The sequence below is a fragment of the Ignavibacteriota bacterium genome, from assembly GCA_016218045.1.
GTDB lineage: Bacteria > Bacteroidota > Ignavibacteria > SZUA-365 > SZUA-365 > JACRFB01.
Window position 1 is genome coordinate 108915 of sequence record JACRFB010000072.1, and the last position, 21347, is coordinate 130261.

The window sequence follows — 21347 nt, forward strand, 5'->3', positions numbered from 1 at the left end:
CGCGCGCCCGCGTGCAGCCGTTCCGCAGCAAGTGTGCTGAGATGAACGGGTCACATCACAAGCGGAAACAACATCCCGCCCGGCAGGAGCGGGAGACGCACTGTTGAAACGCGAAGGAAATGGAAATACGAGCAGATTTGTACGAGGAAAGTACAAAACGGGAGTGTTGAGCGCAAGGTCCGCGGGAAATAAAAAAGGCCCGCCGAAAGGCGGGCCTTGTGTTGGAACGCGGGGCGTTTACTTCGCGAGAAGCATCCGCTTCGTGTCGGAGAAGGAATCGGCCGTGAGGCGGTACATGTAGCTGCCGCTCGGGAGCGCCGAAGCGTCGAACGGCACGCTGTATGCGCCTGCCTGCATGGTTTCGTTCACGAGCACGGCCACTTCGTCGCCAAGACTGTTGTACACAGTCAGCTTCACGTGTGACTCTTCAGCCACGGAGAAGTCGATCTTGGTGGTCGGATTGAACGGGTTCGGATAGTTCTGGCCGAGAGCAAATGCGACAGGCATGTCGGCGCCCTGCTTCGGTACCCAGTTGTGCGCGAGGCAATGGTTGCCCGCGATGTTGGTCGGATTGTACCCGGCGCCCTTCACATAGTACATGTTCGGGAAGGATGTCGAGGTTATGCCCGAGGTCGGATCCTGCCACGAACCGCCGGAAACGAGCTGGCGGATGTTGCGGAGCTTCGCAGGAGCAGTCACACCGCCCATGGCGGCTTCCGTATCGGTGTAGTACCAGTCGATATCGGCTGTCCAACCCGTGCCGCCCGCGGTGACGTTGAAGTAGCGGTCGACGTAGCGATAGCGCGCGATGCCCGCCGGGAGCATACCCGGGAAGGCCTCGATGCACATGCTGGGGATGGCGCCCGAAGTAACCGTCACTGCCGCGAACGGAAGGTTGGTCTTCGGATCGAGGAAGAGGTACGGCTGCGGACGAACGGTGAGGTTCGTCTGGCATGCGCGCAGGCTGCCCGCGGCGCCGGGAACGCCGGAGCCGGCATCCATGACGGTGAGCTGCACTGTGACAGGATACACTTCGTTGGTGGCCTTGATGCCCGCGGGATACTGCGAGTTGTACAACGACCCATACATAAGGAGCTGGCCGGTGTAGGTGCCGGGCAGAAGGTTGGTCGGATCCACTTCAAGGGAGAAGGTCTGGAGCTGACGCGGACGTGCCGGGTTGAACGGATTCGTCGCAAGATACTGCGTCGGATTCGCGATGGACTTCGTCACTTTAAGCCACGACGTCGATGTTGTGACATCCCAGAGGAAGTCGCCCGGTGCACCGTAGTTGTAGGTCGTGCTGACCACTTCGTACGTCTTCACGATCTTGCCCGGCTTCTTGTAGATCGCGAGGACCTGCAGCGGAATTGCCGGGTTGTCGACATGCTGGCCGTTCGGTGTGCCAGGCAGGCCGTAGCCAATTTTCGGCGGAGGAGTCGGGTTGACATCGAGGATGATGTCATCGATTCCGATACCGCCACCATTGGTGATGGGCGCGTAGATGTGCCATGCGAGATAATAATTGGATGCACCCGCCGGATCCGTGTTGAAAAACGGCGCCACTCCGCCTATCGGGCCGATGGCATCAGTCCATGTAGCCGAGACCGGCACGCTCCACGTGTGGAGCACGGTCATCTGTGCCGGATTTGCGGTCTTGCCGTAAAGAAGGCGGATGTTTGTATTGCCAACCTGGCCACGGTATTTGAAGCGCACGCGGTAGCTTGAACCGGCCTGAAGCAGCGCCGGCGGGCTGATCATGTAATCATCGGGATTGACATCGTTCGCGGTGTTCAAATAAGTTGCCCAGGCGGCGATGAAAGGCCTATCCCACGTAGAGATCAGCCACGGGTTCGGACCGCCGTTGTTGATGCTTGTCCAACCCGTGCGGAAGCCGTTCGGGTTGTTCGCGTTGTTCAGACCTTCGAAGTCCTCGAAGCCGTAGACGTCCACCGGCTGCACGTTCATCGTGTATGCCTTGGAGTCGTTGCCGGCAGCCATGTCACCTGTGTAGAATGCCTTCACGTACACCACCACCGGGCCGAGTGCGGTCGGTGTGAACGGTGTCGCGAAGTTGGCGGTGTACTGGCCGCCCGCCCAGGTCGGGGTGAAGGTCTGCGACACGCCGTCAGCGGCGGAAGCAGGCATGGAGCCGACCTTATAGGTAAGGGTGATCGACGTCGGCGGAGTTTCCCAGCCGTTCGTGCGAACCACTGCAGACACCGGATGCGACTGATTGATCACCTGCGCCCAGCGATCCGTCGCATAGCTGACGTTCGCGGACACAACTTCGATGTCCTTCTGCGGGAAGTTTCCGACGGCAACGTCGTCGATTCCCCAGCCCGCGTAATACACGGAGCCGTCGCTGCAGAAATAGAAGCGGAGAAGCACACACGCCTGGCCTGCAAGACCAGTAAGGGTGTGCACCGAGCGCTTCCAACTCGTGGTGTAGGTTCCGACCCATACGGGCTGGCCGTTGGACGAGTACACGCTTCCCGCGTCGTACCAGTTCACGCCATTCGGCGAGGCCACCGTTCCGAGTGTGGTCCAGGTTACACCGCCGTTCGTGGAATACTCCACGCGACCGCCGTCATACGAGCCTTCGGTCTGATACTTGTGATTGAGTACCAGCACGGGGTCCTGTACGAGGCCCGTAAAATTGAGCGGAGGGAACTGCGCCCACGACTGTGCGCCATCGGAATAGACATAGGAAGGTGTTTTCTGACACAGAAGTGCGTTGGGCGTGGAAAGCGCTGTCGGTCCGATCGCGCCGCCGGGAACACCAACGCGCCAATCACCAACCTGCGAGCCGCCGAATGTCCAGGCGCCCTGGCCGAGATCGAAGTTTTCCGAGTACGGCAGACTGCCGGGCACGGTGTATTTCATGACCGTCGCCGGAGGAGTCGAACCTGGAGCGGGGCTGTTGCCACTGCCGCCCGCTGGATAAGTCGCAACAATCGGGGTTCCGTTTGCATCAGCGGCGCCGATGTACCAGGAGATCTGATCACCCGCAGCAACACCACCGACATTGGCGTGGTTGATTGTATAGGTGTACGTGGTACCAACAACCGAGGTCGGAGTGGAATACGTCCAACTGCCGGAATTCTTCTTGTACCAGATCGCCGAGGCACTGATGCCGACAGGCGAGAAGAGCGTGGCGACCACGGTCTGATTCGCTGTGGTGGCGCAACCCTGCGGCGATGACGTCACGGTGATGGCGGGCGGACCCGTCGTCTGGAAGACAAGCTGGATATTCGGCCTGCTGTAGTCCGAATAGAGATATGTCGGCATCGATCCGTCCTGCGCGGCAGCGCGGTGCAGCGTTGTGCCTGTGCTCGAGTAGCGGAAATAGGCATACGGATAGTAGTACGTGTTGTCTTCACGGACAGCGCGCACGAGGAGATTGCCGCCGCTATAGTAGAACGAAGAAGGCAGCGTGAAATTCAGCCATCCGGTAGTGCCGAGTGAGGGCAGGTTACCTGACCACACCAGCGTCCCTGTCGGAGTCCAGTTGCCGGACGACAGAGATGTGGCGGAAGTATTCTCAAGATAAATCTTTAACGTCCCGCCGTAATACGACGAAGACGTGCCGATGTACCAGCGCACGTTGGAGATGTAATAACCAGCAGCGGCAGACCATCCTCCGCCCGTGAGGTCGGAATTGGTGTAGATCGTCTCGTCCGCGCAGTTCATCCAATACGTGTCGATCGGGTACGCCTGCGTCGAGGTACCCGTTCCGACCGTGACAGTTGTCTGCGCATGCGCGGAGACCATGCCAATGATCAGGAAGAGCACAGCGGCCAGCGCTGAGATCGCGTAGCGTTTCCTCATGGCGAGCAGCTCCTTTGAGTTGTGAGAAATGGTGATGAGTAATGTGGTATCGGAATCGTCGGAAAGATCAATGCCGAATATCTGCCTGTGAAAAAGCAGTCAAACGATCGTCGAAATACGTGAGGCAGTCCGGAACGGGCGTGACAATACGATCTAGTACGGGGAATCTACGAGATGTGCGAAAGACTTGCAAGCGGAATTCGGAGAAATACTCGATGTGCGGAAAGGGCGAAAACGTGTGTATTCGCCCCTTTTACGGCGCATTAAATTATTTTGCCACCGTGTCGCGCATCGGAACAGCCACGCCCCACTCACGGGCATTTTCAATCGCGCGCTCGTATCCTGCATCCGCATGCCGGATGATTCCCATGCCCGGATCATAGGTAAGCACGCGTTCGAGTCGGCGGTCAGCGGCCTCCGTACCATCGGCTACCACCACCATGCCAGCATGGAGACTGTACCCCATGCCCACGCCGCCGCCGTGATGGAACGAAACCCAGGTGGCGCCTCCTATGCAGTTGAGCATCGCATTGAGGATGGGCCAGTCGGCGATGGCGTCGCTGCCGTCGAGCATGGCTTCGGTTTCGCGGTTCGGGGATGCCACGGATCCGCAGTCGAGATGATCACGGCCGATGACGATGGGCGCACTCACTTCTCCCCTTCTGACGAGATCGTTGAAGACACGTCCCATCTTCGCGCGCGCGCCGTAGCCCAGCCAGCAGATACGCGCCGGAAGGCCTTGGAATGCAACCTGCCTCTGGGCCTTCTCTATCCAGCGTACGAGCTGTACGTCGTCGGGAAAAGTCTCGATCACCGCGCGGTCGGTGCGATGGATGTCGGCCGGATCACCGGAGAGAGCGGCCCAGCGGAATGGTCCCTTGCCGTCGCAGAAGAGCGGACGGATGTACGCGGGCACGAAGCCCGGGAAGTCGAAGGCGTTCGCGAGTCCGTTCGCGAGCGCCTCGCCGCGGATGTTGTTGCCGTAATCGAAGGTCACCGCACCCGCCTTCTGCAGTGCGAGCATCGCGCGAACATGCGCGACGACCGTCTCCTTCGATTTACGGATATACAGCTCCGGATTCTCCGATCTGAGCGCGCGCGCGTCATCATAGGTCATGCCCATCGGCACGTATCCGTTCAGCATGTCGTGCGCGGATGTCTGATCTGTAAGCACGTCGGGCACCATCCCTCGTTCCAGCAGGGCGGGGAAAATTTCGGCCGCATTGCCGAGCACGGCGACGGAGAGCGGCGTCCGTTTCGACACTGCGTCCCGCACGATGGTGACGGCTTCGTCGAGATCCCTGGCCCAGACGTCGAGATACTTTGTGTCGAGCCGCTTCTGTATTCGCGACGGATCTATTTCGACGCAGAGGCACACCGCGCCGTTCATCGTTGCTGCCAGCGGCTGCGCGCCACCCATGCCGCCGAGTCCCGCAGTGAGGATCCACTTGCCCGCGAGGTCGCCGTCGAAGTGTTTTGTCGCGACCGATGCGAAGGTCTCGTATGTACCCTGCAGTATTCCCTGCGTGCCGATATAGATCCACGATCCCGCCGTCATCTGTCCGTACATGATGAGTCCGAGTGCATCGAGGCGGCGGAACTCCTCCCAGGTCGCCCACTTCGGGACAAGATTCGAATTGGCGATGATGACGCGCGGCGCGTCGGTGTGCGTCCGGAAGCGGCCCACGGGTTTGCCGGACTGCACAAGCAGCGTCTCGTCGTTATCGAGTGATCGCAGTTCGCGGACGATGGCGTCGTACGCGTCCCAATTCCTCGCCGCGCGTCCGATGCCGCCGTACACGATGAGCTGCTCAGGATGTTCCGCCACATCAGGATCGAGGTTGTTCATCAGCATGCGGAGGGCGGCTTCCTGCTGCCAGCCCTTGCAGGTCAGGGTTGATCCGTGTGGTGCGTGGATGGGGTCGGTGCGGTCCATGATGGTGTTTCCGTGTGAAGGCGTAAAGGCGTAAAGGGGTAAAGGGGTGAAGGCGTGAGAATGGACAGGATGATGTGGAGTCAGGGAGTGGAGAGTTGCTGCAGCAAGGCCTGGCCCTGACGGGTGAGCGCATCGCGTTGGGCGGAGGATCCGAAGACGCGCCAGCCATCGGGTGTGGCAAGGAAACGCTGCACATGTGCTATCGCGTCGTTGCGATAGGCGGCACCGAGGCGCTGCTCGGATTCGGCAAGGTACAGGTACGGCAATGTGAAGGCCGTATCGAGCCGCACGGCAAGGAGAAGCGCGTCGCGGGCCGGCGCGTGGAGATTCAGACTTGCGAGTCCGATTCCCGCATAGGCCGCGAGTGTGGGGCTGCTGCGCAGCGCCCGTGCGCCGCGCAGAAACGCGTCGGCGTCGGCGATGACGCCCGTGCGTGCCGCTTCGAGCTGCGCGCGCACGAGGGCGAGGACCGGGGAGGCCGGCAGCATCGCCGCAAAGCGGCTGTACTGCCCTTCGACATAGGCGTCGTCGAATCCCCACTGCGGCGGGAGACTGCGGCATTGGAGTATACTCTCGCCCGCAAGCTCGATGTACTCGTCGAGCCGGCCTGCGTATGTGGAGTCGACACCGGCCGCCTGCATCGCCGTGATTTTCTCCGCGGTGCGGTCGAAAAGCCAGTCGTAGTTGCCCCGCTTGTCGGCCACGGCCGCGTCCTTGATCGTGCGCAGTGCGAGTTCCTTGTAGTCCTCGGGATATCCGACCATCTCGATTTTTTTCTTCACCGCCCAGATCGCATTCGCGACATCACCCGTGGAATGGAAATACTTGAGCATGTGCTCGTACCCGTTCAGGGCGTAGTCGCCCGCCACATGTGTGTCGTCGAGCGCCAGCACGGCCTTTGCGCGCGCCACCGAGGAGGGAACGGAGATGTTCACCCACAACCACGGCAGCACGGCCGCGAAGGAACCCGCCGCCGCATACACGAGCACGGCGCGGCGCCGGTCGGCCGGCGTCCGGCGGGCAAGCGTCAGGACGAGGAACACGCAGGCGAGGCCGAGCCCCGCGTTGATGTCCCAGTCGCGGGCCATGCCGAAACCCATATTGCCGAAGAAGGCCAGGAAGCTCATGAAGATCACGTTCGCCAGCGCGGCAAGAACGTCCGGCGCGCGGAAGTTCTCGCGGCCGGTCAGAAACGCGACGGCGAAACACAGCGGCGCGGCGAGCAGCCAGGCGTAGTTCACGGCGTCGATCAGGTGCCACGACGAGAGCAGTGTGTATGATTGCACCGCGCCCTCTTTGCCGAACGGATACAGCGACAGGACCACGCGGCTGCCGTGCGTGTGTATGCCGAGCGCGAAGTACGCCACCGCGCCCGCGGCGAGTGCAAGTCCGGTGAAGACGAGCAGCGACTTCAGTGTGACGAGCCGCTCGAGGGCGCCCCTTCCTGACCGCGCCAGGATCACAAGCACCAGCGAGGGCAGCGCGACCGCGGCCATAAAATGGAAACACGCCGCGAGCACGAGCGCTGCGGCCGCGGCCGCGATCGAACCGCCGCGCGCCGCGCGCGCAAGCAGCATGAAGTACAATCCGATGGACGCGTAATGCAGCGTGTAATACTCCACGTATCCGAAGAAGAACAGAACGCCTGGAGCGGAGAGAATCACGACAAAGGCCGCCGCGCGCTCTTCTGCGGTTTCAAAAAAATCGCGGGCCGCGGTGAAGGCCACCACGACAAAGCCGGCGCCAGCCGCTGCGGCGGTGGTCCAAAACGCGAACTGCGGATTCGCGAGCGGCGATTCGGATCCCGATGCGGCATCAAATGCGAAGCGGGCAAGCTGGGCCACGATCCATCCTGTGCCCGGCGCCGATCCCTTCGAGTACAGCACACTGTCGGAGCCCTGGAGCCCGTGAATGTACCTGTAGATTTCCGCGAGATACACCGCGCCGTCGCCGAGGAAATATGTGTGCATGCGGAAGACCCAGAACAGCACTCCCGCCCCCAGCGTGGCGAGAATCGCGCGCGGGAACAGGCCTGTCGCGCCGTCATCCGCCGTGCGCGGTTTTGCGCCGAAAAGCAGTCGGCCGACGGCGGCTGCCATCGGAAGGATAAACGGCGTGCACAGAAGCAGCGAAATGCCCAGCAGACCCCACGCCGCCCACGATGGGAGGTAGGCCGCGTGATTGAGTCCCCACACGCGCTCGTCAGGAAAGAACGATGCGGCAAAGCGTGCCACGGCGGGCACGGCAAAGAGACCGCCGAGAAGCGCCGCGTTCCTCGGGCGAGGAGCAGTCCCCGGGGATTGCGGACGGACACGCTGCGACGCGGAGGCGCTGGAAACCCTGGCCATTACTCTCCCGCGATGCCGGAAATTTTTTCCGGTGTAAATATTCCGCGCTCGGTGATAAACGCTGTCACGAGATCGATGGGCGTCCACTCGAAGTATTTATTCACGACGGTGAACGTGTCCTTCTTCTGCTTTGTCACAATGTCGGAATCGGGACTTTCTTCCACCGGAATGTGCTCGCGCAACTGCGGCGAGAACTTGAGCGAATCACAGAGCACGTACAGCGGCACTTCATAGGTGCGGCAGCACAGGGCAAGCGGAAAGGTGCCGGTCTTGTTGAGCAGGAAGCCGTCGGCGCTCACACAGTCGGCGCCGACCACGGCGCAATTGCTCTGTGTCACCGCCTCGCCCATCGCGGCATCGACATACAGCGAGGCGCGGGCGATGCCGTTGAATTCGCGCAGTGTCTTGTGGCCCTCGAGCATGGGCCTCGCCTCGAGCACCGCGAGATGCTCCAGGCGCCCCAGCTCCGAAAGACGTCGCAATGCGAGCAGCACGGTACCGCTTCTGCTTATCGTCAGCACGCGCACCGGGGTGCGGAAGAGACTGAGGAACGAGCGTGAGATTTCCTCCGCCGATTCATCGAGAATCTGTTTGAGCGATGTCAGAAAACCAAGGGCAACGGCGTTGTCGCCGTCCGCCCGCAGGAGCGGAAGAAACTCCTTGCGCAGGATATGCAGGGTCGCGTGGAACGACGGCATGTTGGACTGCGACTGCTCGAGCAGAGCGAGTCCCTCGCGCAGAACATCGTAGGCCTGGCCGATGACGCAGCTTTCGCAGACGGCGAGCAGGCGGTGAATGATTTCCGTCGCCCCCGACGTGTGGTCGGAGGCGAGTTCATGAAATTGCGCGAGCACGGATTGCCTCTCGGATCGCTGCCTACATACCTCCGCCGCCGGCCTTCGCTTCGACGTGTGTGAGTTTCGCCTTCAGGTAATCGCGATTCATGAGCGCGATGGCGGAGACGGAAATACCTTTCGGACACACCGCCTCGCATTCATACAGATTCGTGCAGGCGCCGAATTTCTCGGCGTCCATCGTGGCGACCATGGCAAGGGCGCGCCGCTTCCGCTCGGGCTGCCCCTGCGGCACATGCGCGTACTGCGAGATCTTGGCCGCCACAAACAGCATGGCGGATCCGTTCTTGCACGCGGCCACGCAGGCACCGCAGCCGATACACGCGGCATAGTCCATGGCCTTGTCGGCCATGTCCTTGCCGATGAGGATCGCGTTGGCGTCGGGCACGCCGCCGGTATGCGCCGACACAAATCCGCCGGCCGCCATGATGCGGTCGAAGGCGCTGCGGTCGACCACGAGGTCACGCAGCACGGGGAAGGCGCGCGCGCGGAACGGCTCGATGTAGATGGCGTCGCCGTCCTTGAACTTGCGCATGTGAAGCTGGCAGATGGTTGTCGCCTTTTCCGGTCCGTGAGGCACGCCGTTCACGACCAGGGAGCATGTGCCGCAAATGCCTTCGCGGCAGTCGTGGTCGAAGGCGACTGGATCCTCGCCGTTGAGCATCAGCTTCTCGTTCAGCGTGTCGAGCATTTCGAGAAACGACATATGGTCGGAGATGCCGTCGATGTCGTACGTGACCATGCGGCCGGTGTCGCCCGCATTTTTCTGGCGCCAGATATGGAGGGTGAGTTTCATCACTTGTAACTCCTTGTCTGAAGCTGCACGTTCTCGTAGACGAGGGGTTCCTTGTGCAGCACGGGTTCGATACCGACGCCGGTGTATTCCCAGGCGGCGACATACGCGTATTCGTCGTCGTTGCGGCGCGCCTCGCCGTCTTCGGTCTGGTATTCCTCGCGGAAGTGTCCGCCGCAGGATTCGTTGCGGTGCAGTGCGTCATGGCACATGAGCTCGGCGAACTCGAGGAAATCGGCCACGCGGCCCGCGCGTTCGAGGGCGATGTTGAGTTCCTCGCCCTGGCCCACGACGATGGCGTTGTTCCAGAACTCTTCGCGTAGCGAGGGGATGATCGACAGGGCCTTTTTCAAACCATCCGCGTTCCGGCCCATGCCGCAATACTCCCACATCACCTTGCCCAACTCGCGGTGTATGTTGGCGACGGTGCGTTTGCCCTTCAGACCGAGCAGCGTTTTGGTGCGTTGCGCAACTTCGGCCTCGACCTTCTTGAACTCGGGGTGTTCGGTGGTGACTTTGCCGGTCTTGGCCGTGGCGAAGTAGTTCGCGATGGTGTAAGGGATGACGAAGTATCCGTCCGCCAGGCCCTGCATCAGCGCGCTCGCGCCGAGGCGGTTCGCACCGTGGTCGCTGAAATTCGCCTCGCCCAGCACATGCAAGCCGGGAATCGTACTCATGAGGTTGTAGTCCACCCACAGACCGCCCATGGTATAATGCGCGGCGGGATAGATGCGCATCGGCACGTCGTAGGGATTTTCGCCGGTGATGCGTTCGTACATCTCGAAGAGGTTGCCGTAACGTTCGGCGATTGTGCCCTGTCCGAGACGGTTGATGGAATCCGAAAAATCGAGATACACGCCGTAGCCCGAGGTGCCCACGCCGCGGCCCTCGTCGCACACACGTTTTGCGGCGCGTGATGAGATGTCGCGCGGCGACAGGTTGCCGAAGCTCGGATACATGCGCTCGAGGTAATAGTCGCGGTCCGCTTCGGGAATGGCGTTGGGTCCGCGTGTCTCGCCCTTGTTTTTCGGCACCCAGATGCGGCCGTCATTGCGGAGCGATTCCGACATGAGTGTGAGTTTCGACTGATGGTCGCCGCTGACGGGAATGCAGGTCGGGTGTATCTGCGTGTAGCAGGGATTTGCGAACGCGGCGCCCTTCCTGAACGCGCGATAGGTGGCGGTGACGTTGCAGGCGATCGCGTTGGTCGAGAGGAAGAACACATTCGCGTAGCCGCCCGTCGCGAGGATCACCGCGTCGGCAGCCCACGATTCGATTTTTCCTGTGGTGAGATCGCGCGTCACGATGCCGCGGCAGTGTCCGTCGATGATGACAAGATCGAGGAGTTCCGTGCGCGCGTGCAGCTTCACCGCGCCGAGGCCCACCTGGCGCATCATCGCCGAATAGGCGCCGAGGAGGAGCTGCTGCCCTGTCTGGCCGCGCGCGTAGAAGGTGCGCGACACCTGCGCGCCGCCGAAGGAGCGGTTGTCGAGATATCCGCCGTACTCGCGCGCGAAGGGCACGCCCTGCGCCACGCACTGGTCGATGATCGCGTTGCTCACCTCGGCCAGGCGGTGCACGTTGGCTTCGCGTGCGCGGTAGTCACCGCCCTTGATGGTGTCATAGAAGAGCCGGTACACGCTGTCGCCGTCGTTCGGGTAGTTCTTCGCGGCGTTGATGCCGCCCTGCGCGGCGATGGAATGCGCGCGGCGCGGACTGTCCTGATAACAGAACGCGTCCACCACATAGCCGAGTTCGGCGAGGGATGCGGCTGCGGAGGCGCCCGCGAGGCCCGTACCCACGACGATGACGCTGAACTTGCGCTTGTTGGCGGGGTTCACCAGCTTCATTTCGAAGCGGTGCCGGTTCCATTTTTCCGTGAGCGGTCCGGAAGGAATTTTGGCGTCGAGTGTCATGTCACATCCCTCCCGCGACAGGCGCGATGATGCCGAGCAGTACGCCCGCCGGCACGGAAATGAAGCCGAGCACGATCAGCGCCGCAAGGGCGATGCTGCCGGTCTGAATAATGCCGTTGTATTTCGGATGATTGACGCCGAGCGTCTGGAACGCGCTCATCGTGGCGTGATTGAGATGGAAGCCGAGCAGAACCATCGCCACGATGTACACGAGCGAAATCACGATGTTCTGGTAGCCCAATACCACCATGCTGTACACATCCATACGCCCGACACTGTCGCGGAGCGCGGCATAGGCGGGATTCGTGTTTTTGATCGTGAAGTGCATCAGGTGGTAGGTCACAAACAGCGCGATCGTCACGCCTGATGAGAGCATCGTGCGCGAGAACACCGTCGCCTTCACCCATTCCTTCTTCTGATACGCGACGGGACGCGCGCTCATGTTCAGGATCTTGAGTCGTATCGAGGTGATGATATGAAGCAGCAGGCACAGAAAGAGCACGCCGCGGATGATCCACAATGCGCCGCCGAGGCCCTGCAGGGTCTCCGCGTAATGGTTCATCTTGTCCTGGCCAAGGTACATCTGCGTGTTGCCGAGCATGTGTCCGAAGAGAAAGAGAACCAGGACCACGCCGGTGGACGCCATCACCACCTTGCTCAGGATCGATGACTTGAGGTAGTTCAGGAATGGAGCCATAGGACCTTAGTAGGGGAAGTGTATGATGCGTGCGTTTCGCTCCGTTCGTGTGTGGCGTCGGGACGAGTCGCGGATATTGCGGGCATGAAACGCGGGTGGGATGCTGTGAAACGTGCTGTCAGGCGCGAAACAGCTTGTGTCCCGCTGAAAGTAGCAAACCTGACACGCAGAGGCAAATCCGTCTCCGAGCGGATTTTGTTGTGTGGCGCAGGCGCGTCGCTCCCGTCATTTTCACCTTTGACTCACGCGGCGATTTTCTTTAGTTTGAACGGTTGTATCGTTGTTGCGTTTCCCCGTGCAAGGAGACAGGATGCATACGGCAGGTTTACCCTCGGCGCTTCATATGGGAACAGTGCTGGCAATGGCGGCGGCTCTCTTTCATATCTCCCCCGTGATGACGGGTCAGGAGGCATGGAAAACAGCAGGTGGACCAGAAGGGGGGTATATCCACGACCTGTGCGTGGGAAAATCAGGCAATCTCTACGCGGTAACCGACATCGGGATTTTCCGATCGATTAATGACGGTATGAACTGGGACTTCGTCTCCACTCCTTCGGGAATCGATCCGATCTCCCGAATATGTGCGGTCGGCTACAACCACATCATTGCCTCCTCCCGTGGCGGAATTGTCTATCGATCTACCAATCTTGGTGTGCAGTGGTCCAAAGTTCACACGCTTACCGCTGCAGGCGCCGTTGAGGGATTTATTGTGTGCAACACGGTCATGTACGTTGCTCTGAACGGAACGGAGACGGCGTCGCGCGGCGTGTATCGCTCTCTCGATTCCGGCCGCACCTGGCATCGCGCGGGCAGTGGACTCCCCGACGTCCCTGTCCATGCAATGACCGCTGACGCGAAGGGCAACATCGTGTATGCCGCGACCTCGGCCGGAGTCTTTCGGTCGGTGGACTCGGGCGCTCAGTGGCATGAGGTGGGCGCGCTCCCGGGAGACAACGGCATGCGTGTACGATCGCTGGCGGTGGATGCGTCAGGGACCATATATGCGGGGATACCGAGCAGCGTGGAGAACGACGTCAGACGCACCGGGGCCCTGTATCGAAGCAGCGACGGATGCGCATCGTGGTCCGCCTGCGCAAACGGCCTGTCATTTCCGGATGTGTTGCGCATCGACGTGGATACCGTGGGGGCAATGGTGTACATCGTTCAGGGCATAGGCAACGGCGTGCGATACCGGTCCTCGGATCGCGGGGATACGTGGCACGTCACGGAACTACGCAATCGTGATGCCAGGTCGGGAATGGTCTTTTATCTCGGCACCGCGTTCGAGGCCTCCCCTTTCGGCATACACGCCTCATACAACATGGGCATCTCGTGGATGAAGCGCATGACCGGAATCCGCGCTGCGGACACACGCGCCGTTGTGAGTGGCACCGATGGAAGTCTGTTTGCCGCAACGCGCGCCTCCGGACTCTTCCGCACTCGGGCAGCCGGCGTGTGGGAAGAGATGAACGAAGGACTGGTGGACTTCGGATTCACCTCGCTGCTGCGCACGCACGCAGGCACGCTGATAGCCGGCAGCGCGCCGGGATACTGCTTCCGATCCACCAACGCCGGGGCGCAGTGGGAACCGCTTACACTGCGCGTTCGATCGGCGGATCAGTGCACACTTGCCGGGAAGGCACCTGGACTTGTGCTACTCGGAGGAGCTTTTTCCACCGCGTCCGGTACCCAGCGAACTTTCCGCGGGATAATGCGTTCGGACAATGACGGCATCACCTGGACACTTGTCACGGATTCCACCTCGCCTGTAGCCCCCTTCACCGCATTTGCGGCGGGTCGCGGTTCACTGTTCTTTGCTGCGGACGATTCGAACGTGTGGCGAAGCGACGATGACGGAATCACATGGGTACGGACCGATTCCGCACCCTTAGGGGCGGTGTACCGTATCGCGTACGACACATCCTCCGGATTCCTGTACGCATTGTGTTCCAGCGGACTTCATCGAAGCTTTAACAATGGACGAACGTGGGCACGCATCGACACACGCGCGGGCGCGGAACTGCTCTGCGCGCTCAACGTGCAGAACGGTACCGTCGTGTACAGCGCACCGGGCGTCGGCATACGATATTCGACAGATGCAGGGGAATCATGGGGGGTGGATTTACGCACGCGCCCCTGGGAATCCGCATCCGCCCTAATCACGGACGGCTCGGGGCGTCTTTTTGCAGCCACCTCGATGGGTGTATGGACAGCAGACGGCTGGCCGACGCCGCACGATACCGCGGGGACACTTCTCCCGGAGCCACCAGTACTCATCGCACCTGCCGATGCCGACACAGCGGCGACCATAACGCCCACCTGTGTTTGGTGGAGAGTTCTGAGCGCAACGAAATATTCCATTCAACTCTCACGCACGGCGGATTTCTCGGATGTTGTACGCGACACCACGACACGATCCACATCCATCCGTTTTACGGGACTGCAGCCGGGCATCGTCCTGTATTGGCACGTCCGCTCGCACTCCGCAACGGCGGAGGGCACCTGGTCTGCTGCCCGGTGGTTCGCCACAAACGAGGCAGTGCCGAGTGTTCCGCTTCTTCTCACACCAGCACAAGGCGACACGGCTGTGTCCACGTCTCCCGAGTATTCCTGGTGGCCCGCCGACAACGCGGTTCAGTATCAGATCCAGATCTCGAGGACGGTGAGTTTTGACGCTGTCGAACACGACACGCTGACAACAGTTCCGCACTTAACCATCGGATCGTTGCCGCTCAGCGCTGTACGGTACTGGCGCGTTCGCGGGATTCGGGGTGTACGCAGGGGCGCGTGGTCCGAAGCCCGGTGGTTCCGCGTCTATCATCTCCCCGCGCCCGACTCCGTCCGAGGTTTGTGGCCGTTGGACGGAATGGAGGGTGTGGCGCTCGACACAGTCTGCTCCTGGAGCCCTGTTCCGAATGCCACGTCCTATCGGATTGCCCTGTTACTGGTTTCGGATACAGTGCGCGGAGTGTACCGCGAAACGTCGTATCGCCCGCAAAAGCTGTATGGATGGACGACATACAGGTGGAAGGTTGCGGCAAAAAATCCCGCAGGCACCGGTCCATGGTCCGCCGAGCGGACGTTTACCACAGGAACGGGTCCGCTTCCTGCTGTGCAACTTTTGTCGCCGGCCTCCTACGACTACGTCGATACACGCGAAGTGGATCTGCGCTGGACGTCGCTTCCACATGCCACGGAGTACACGGTCGAGGTGGCGTCGGACGATATCGACACTCAAAAGATCTGGATGCGTCAAACCGTGCCCGACACCGCGCTCCACATCGCCGCCCTTCCCGACACTGTGTATGCGTTTGCTTGGCGCGTCCGCGCGCTGCACGGTGTTGATTCCGGGTCATGGACGGAACACATGCCGTTTAGACACCTGTTGAGAGTCTATTTGGACAGCCCGCCCGACAAAGCGCGGGATGTAGCCAATCCGGCACTGTGTGTCTGGGAAAAGCTACCCGCGGCGACGCAGTACCGTCTGCAGATCGACAACGACGGGCGCTTCGCGACACACATCGTCCTCGATACTGTTCTCACTGAAAACATGGTGGCAGTGCCGGGCCTTCCGAGAGGGAGCAACCACTTCTGGCGTGTGAGCGCGTATAATCGCATCGGGCCCGGGCCATGGAGTGCGGTCTGGACATTCACGACCGGCACATCAACACAGGCGCACACTGTACGCGACGACATGCAGTCGATCCGTGTTGAGAATTATCCCAATCCCTTCTCGGACCTCAGCACGGTGCGTTTCACGCTGCCGCGGGCGGCCGCCGTGTCACTGCGGCTGTACGACCTCCTGGGACGTCTTGTGGTGCAGCTCGGGGAGGGTCGTTATCCACGCGGTGTGACGGCGCTGACACTCGACGGTACAGGATTACCGGCCGGTATCTACCACCTGGTTTTGACCGCGGAGGGGCGTCGAGAGGTGCGGCCGGTTACAATTCGGCGCTGATTATTGTCATTGAACCCGATAATATTCTTCGGTAGTTTTCCGCTTCGACTTTCGGTTCTTACACAGATGAGCGAGCGGCCGGTTCCGGGCTACGGCCCGTGTTGACGGCGCACGCAGGAGAACCACGATGGTTACACCGCTTCGCTGTCGATGCGTTGTGCGCGCAATGTTGTGCGCTGTAAACGTTTTGCTGCCTGCGTTGGAAATGGAGGCGCAGGTCGACACAACATCTCCGGTGTCGCCGGTGCGTCTCGTCTTTGTCCACCATTCAGTCGGTTGGGCATGGCTGAATCCCGACGAGGGCAAGCTGCTCGGCACGCTGCGTGCTCGCCGCTACTACGTCAGCGACACCGATTATGATTGGGGTCCACCCGATACGGATGTCAATGATGGCGCCAATGTCGGATCCCATACCGACATCGGACACTGGTACAACTGGTTTCTCGGTCCTCATCGCGACACATATCTCGCGTCATTGTACACAAACACCACGCTGTCGGCCGACTGGCGTGATTCCGAATCGGTGACTGATCCCGGCGGGGAAAACACGGTGATTGTCTTCAAGTCATGTTTCGTGAGCGCGCAGACGATATATGGCGACGAGAATGATGCGCCGCTGGCGGCGGGTCTTGCAAATCCGCTGCGCGGACACGGCACCGCGGAGGAGGACGGCACGATGTACACCGTCGAGAACATCAAGGGACTGTACCGCGACCTGCTCGAGTATTTCCGGACACGTCCCGACAAGCTGTTTGTGATCGTCACCACACCTCCCTCGTTCGAGGGTGCGGCCGACGAGGCCATGCCGAAACTGCGCAAGATCAACGCGTGGCTCGTCGAATACCTGCTCACCACGTATCCGCGCACCAATGTCGCGGTCTTCGACTACTCCGCCGTGCTCACTTCGAACGGCGGGAACAGCAGCACCAACGATCTTCATTCCGTCTCGGGCAGCCATCATCGATTCATCAACGGGCGCATCGAATACCGCCTCGGACCGAGCCCCTATCTCGCCTATCCCTCGTGGGATGCGAGCGCGGGCGCGTGGGACAACCATCCCTCACCCGCCGGACACCAGAAGGCGGCCGCCGAATTCGCGCCGATACTCAACGCCGCGTACAACCGCTGGAAACGCGGCACGGAGGCCACCAGCGCACCGCGGCCAGATCGGACCACCGTGCTCGACGCGTACCCCGATCCAGCGGACGGTTACGCGTATATTCGGATTATCGGACCTGATACTCCCATTCAACTCTCCATTTACAACGCACTGGGGCGCCGCATGCAGCAACCCCGGAACATCGACATGGGTGCGGGCTCGGTGCATCGTCTTGACACCGGCACGTTTCCTCCCGGATTGTATCACATCGTTGCCACAACAGCCCGCGGATCAACATCACGCGCATTACGTGTCATACATCGGTGAAGCAGCTCCCCAGCGCGGAGCACACTCCGGCTCCGCGCCTTCATCCCACCTTATTCCGCTCCGCACCTCGACCAATTCTGCCATGGGACATCCAATCGTTTGTTTCCCGCGCACACGCGCGCGTGCCATCCTTTTCGTCATCATGCTTTCGGCGGTATGTGGTCATCCCGCGTCCGGCCAGAGCTGGCAGGCGCTCGACGGCCCCACCGGCGGCGCCGTGATGAATCTGCATCAGGCGGGATCATGGCTCCTCGCCGCCACCGAAGGCGGGGTGTATCGAAAACACGACACGAGCACCGTGTGGACACGCAGCAATGCGGGGCTCGACGTGCACTTCATCTATGCGTTCACCGGCACGAATCCTCTGCTCGCCGCTACGAGCCGGGGAGTGTTTGTTTCATACGACACCGCGCGGACGTGGCAGCGTCCGCCGGAACCACTCGATACACTCTACGTGACCGCGCTTCTGACACACAGCAGCGGTGTGGTATTTGCCGGAACGAGTGAACGGGTGCTCCGGTCACACGACGGCGGTTTGCACTGGACCGACGCCAATCTCGCCCGGGCGTGGACTCAGGCCCTGCACGAAACACCGGGAGGCGACATTCTCGCGTCGTTCTACTATGAGGGCGTATGGAGAACCGCCAATGTCGGCGGATCATGGACACGCATTTTCAACGTGTCGACAACCGTCGAGGAGATCGCAGCAGATTCAAGCGGCGTACTGTACGTTGCGACATGGTACCGCGGCATCTACCGGTCCTCGAACAACGGCAGCACCTGGGTGCAGTCGAACAGTGGCCTCCATCCCGGCGTGCATGCGTTCGCTGTTTTCCCGGCATCCGCCAATCGCGTACTCGCGGGCACCGACAGTCTCATCTACGAATCGCGGGACCACGGCCTGACGTGGACGCCTGTCACGTCGCCGGGCTGTGGTTACAGCACCATCAGCCGCGGCCGGAGCGGCGTCCTGCATGCGGCCACCAATTGCGACGGGGTGTACACCAGCAGTGACGGCGGCAACACCTGGCTCCGCAACGACAGCGGCTTTACGGCGGAAACACTCACCGCGCTGCTGACGCTTCCTTCCGGCATGCTCGTGGCATCGACGCAGTCCTACGGCGTCTACCTTTCGAGCGACAACGGCTCGCACTGGCAGCATCAGTCGCTGGGATTGCCCTGGTTCGAACTTGTACGCGCATTGAGTTGCGACAGCACAGGGCGCCTCTATGCCGCAACCGGCACGGGCTTGTATCGCTCGCTCGACGGCGGTCTCACGTGGGTCCGGAAAGATGCCGGCATTACGAACAAAGCCATCATCACCGTGGTGGCGACGCACGGCTCCGTGGTCCTTGCCGTGAACGATTCGGGCGTCTACCGTTCACCGGATGCCGGCGAGACATGGACGAAGGCAAGCACAGTGCTCACATCCTTCATGAACGCGCACAGTCTCGGCAGACATCCGGCCACGGGGGCGCTTTTTGCGGCGACGAACGATCACATCTACCGATCGCTCGACGATGGTTTCACCTGGATGGCGAAGGACAGCGGGCTGACCGGATTTTACTACATGTGTATCAGCTTCGGCAAGGATGGATCGGTGTGGGCTGGAAGCGCGACGACCCCGTTCCGAAGCTCAAACGGCGGGGAGTCCTGGCACGCGGCAGGCGACAGTGCGGGTCCGATAAACATCAACACACTCGTCGCGGACAGGCGCAGCGGAATCGTGTACTGCGGCACCGACAGCGGGCGTGTGTATTGGACCGGCGACAACGGGGCGACCTGGAATTTGCTACCTATCCCCGATGCTCACGGATTCGTACGCACGATGGCGCGCGATTCGGCGGGATTCGTGCTTGCGGGAGTCACAGGGTATGGTCTGTACCGAAGCACCGCGATCGTGCCGGCAACCGTTGAATCGTTCTGGGCCACCGTCGATAATGCCGATGTCACGCTGCGATGGCGTGTTTTAGACGAGCGCAATGTCACGGCTTATAGAATCGAGCGTCTTGCTGTCAAGGCGGGTTCAGCGGACTGGCGCACGATCGACACACGTGCGGCGCGAGGGTCCGGCATATACGAAACTCGGGAAGTAGCCGCGCCCCACGGGCGGCTCCGCTATCGGCTGCGCGTCATCGACAGCGACGGGACGGAAGAGATCGCCGCGTATACTGAAGCACACCTCGGATCTGTCATCAGCGGGCTGCGCATCACGGGAGTGTCGCCGCTACCCGCCCGGGACGCTGCATCCGTCGCATGGACACTTGCCGAGGCAGGGCCCGTGCGACTCACCGTGTGGACGGCACTCGGCGTGCCTGTGTACACGCGGCAAATCGACGCGCCACAGGCCGGATCATATTCAACCAGACTCGATCTGCGCGGACTTGCGCCGGGCATGTATCTGCTGCGGCTCGAAAGCGCCTCCTCTTCCTCATCCACTTCCTTTCTTTTGACGAATTAAATCCATCCCTTCATTTGTAATTCGGGAGACATCATGCGCACAATTCGGTTCTGTTGTTTCTTGACCGCGTGTCTCGCTCTCGGTTCCGTCACGGGATTATCGCAGATCACCATCACACGCGACGGATTTCTTACTTCCATGTCTGTCGGCAAAACGGGCACGGGATACACCACCGTGCCGACATCAAAAGTCCAGGTAAGCGTGGGCAGCGCATCGAGCACGGCACAGGTGTGGGACTTCCGCACCTTCACATTTCAGAAACAGAGCGATGGTGAATTGATCCAACCCGCCACCGCTCCGCACGCGGGCGATTTCCCTGCGGCAAATCTCGTGTACCGGCTCACCATGCCCGGCCAGGCAGTCACCATGTACCAATATCAACAGGTGACCCAGAACGAATATCTTCTGCACGGTCTCGGATACAGTGACGCAACGCCGCTGTATCGCTACACACCGCCCGCCGTGCAGATGAAATTCCCCTGCACACGCGGCACGACGTGGGTGTATCAGGCCGATCCGACATCACCCGTTCCCAACGTCACGATTCAGACCTCGTACACGTGGACCTGCGACGCATTCGGCACGCTCCGCCTCCCTTCCGGCGATTATCCCGCGCTGCGACTCCTCACCGAAACTATCACAAAGTCCACTACTCCCGTCGGCTCTTCACTCCTCCGATCGTACAGGTACAACTTTGTGACGAGCAGCATGACAGGCGCGACGGTCACCTTCGATTCCACCGATGCGGGTAAATCGACCGTCTCCGGTGTCATCGGATACGTCGTGACCGGCCCTGCCACAGCCATCGAAAACCAGGTCGGTGCGGCCCGGGAATGTCTTCTCGGCACGCCGTACCCGCAGCCGGCCGACGGACGGATTCACATTCCGGTGACATTACGTTCCGCATCACATGTGCGGGTAACGCTGCATGACGCATTGGGCCGTTTGATAACACGCATAGCGGATCTCGAGGCCGGCGCAGGCACCACTATCCTGCACTGCGATGCAGCCACGCTTGCAGCCGGAATTTACGTGCTACACGTACAAACCGGCTCGATGGTGCATCGCACCTGTATCATGCGACGTTGACACGCGGCTGCACGGAGAACACGTCGACCGCATTCTGCCTG

General features: G+C 61.1%; 11 protein-coding genes. 4 read left to right on the forward strand and 7 right to left on the reverse strand.

The window, feature by feature from the left end; all coding sequences use genetic code 11:
- Positions 1 to 237: 237 nt before the first annotated feature.
- From HY962_17610 to HY962_17640, 7 genes are all read right to left on the reverse strand, one after another.
- Positions 238 to 3828, reverse strand: coding sequence for a T9SS type A sorting domain-containing protein (locus HY962_17610; protein MBI5648749.1), 3591 nt, complete (start codon positions 3826 to 3828; stop codon positions 238 to 240).
- A gap of 268 nt (positions 3829 to 4096) precedes the next feature.
- On the reverse strand, positions 4097 to 5764 hold the full coding sequence (gene hutU, locus HY962_17615) for a urocanate hydratase (protein MBI5648750.1): 1668 nt from the start codon (positions 5762 to 5764) through the stop codon (positions 4097 to 4099).
- A gap of 80 nt (positions 5765 to 5844) precedes the next feature.
- Positions 5845 to 8112, reverse strand: a complete 2268-nt coding sequence (locus HY962_17620; protein MBI5648751.1) for a hypothetical protein — start codon at positions 8110 to 8112, stop codon at positions 5845 to 5847.
- A complete protein-coding gene (locus HY962_17625; protein ID MBI5648752.1) occupies positions 8112 to 8966 on the reverse strand; it encodes a hypothetical protein in 855 nt (284 codons plus the stop codon). The genes HY962_17620 and HY962_17625 overlap by 1 nt, the downstream gene beginning before the upstream one ends.
- 22 nt (positions 8967 to 8988) lie before the next feature.
- Entirely contained in the window at positions 8989 to 9762 is a 774-nt protein-coding gene (locus HY962_17630; GenBank protein MBI5648753.1) for a succinate dehydrogenase/fumarate reductase iron-sulfur subunit, read from the reverse strand.
- Positions 9762 to 11675 (reverse strand): fumarate reductase/succinate dehydrogenase flavoprotein subunit, encoded by a 1914-nt coding sequence (locus HY962_17635; GenBank protein MBI5648754.1) that lies wholly within the window; start codon positions 11673 to 11675, stop codon positions 9762 to 9764. Before HY962_17635 ends, HY962_17630 begins: the two co-directional genes overlap by 1 nt.
- A gap of 1 nt (position 11676) precedes the next feature.
- Positions 11677 to 12372 (reverse strand): succinate dehydrogenase cytochrome b subunit, encoded by a 696-nt coding sequence (locus HY962_17640; protein ID MBI5648755.1) that lies wholly within the window; start codon positions 12370 to 12372, stop codon positions 11677 to 11679.
- A 310-nt stretch (positions 12373 to 12682) separates the two neighbouring features.
- On the opposite strand from HY962_17640, the gene HY962_17645 reads away from it, so the two are divergent.
- From HY962_17645 to HY962_17660, 4 genes are all read left to right on the forward strand, one after another.
- On the forward strand, positions 12683 to 16330 hold the full coding sequence (locus HY962_17645) for a T9SS type A sorting domain-containing protein (GenBank protein ID MBI5648756.1): 3648 nt from the start codon (positions 12683 to 12685) through the stop codon (positions 16328 to 16330).
- Between the two features lie 127 nt (positions 16331 to 16457).
- Entirely contained in the window at positions 16458 to 17756 is a 1299-nt protein-coding gene (locus tag HY962_17650; GenBank protein MBI5648757.1) for a T9SS type A sorting domain-containing protein, read from the forward strand.
- An 82-nt stretch (positions 17757 to 17838) separates the two neighbouring features.
- On the forward strand, positions 17839 to 20217 hold the full coding sequence (locus HY962_17655; GenBank protein ID MBI5648758.1) for a hypothetical protein: 2379 nt from the start codon (positions 17839 to 17841) through the stop codon (positions 20215 to 20217).
- 33 nt (positions 20218 to 20250) lie between these two features.
- Positions 20251 to 21306: a T9SS type A sorting domain-containing protein gene (locus HY962_17660; GenBank protein MBI5648759.1), complete on the forward strand. Its 1056-nt coding sequence runs from the start codon at positions 20251 to 20253 to the stop codon at positions 21304 to 21306.
- Positions 21307 to 21347: the final 41 nt, after the last annotated feature.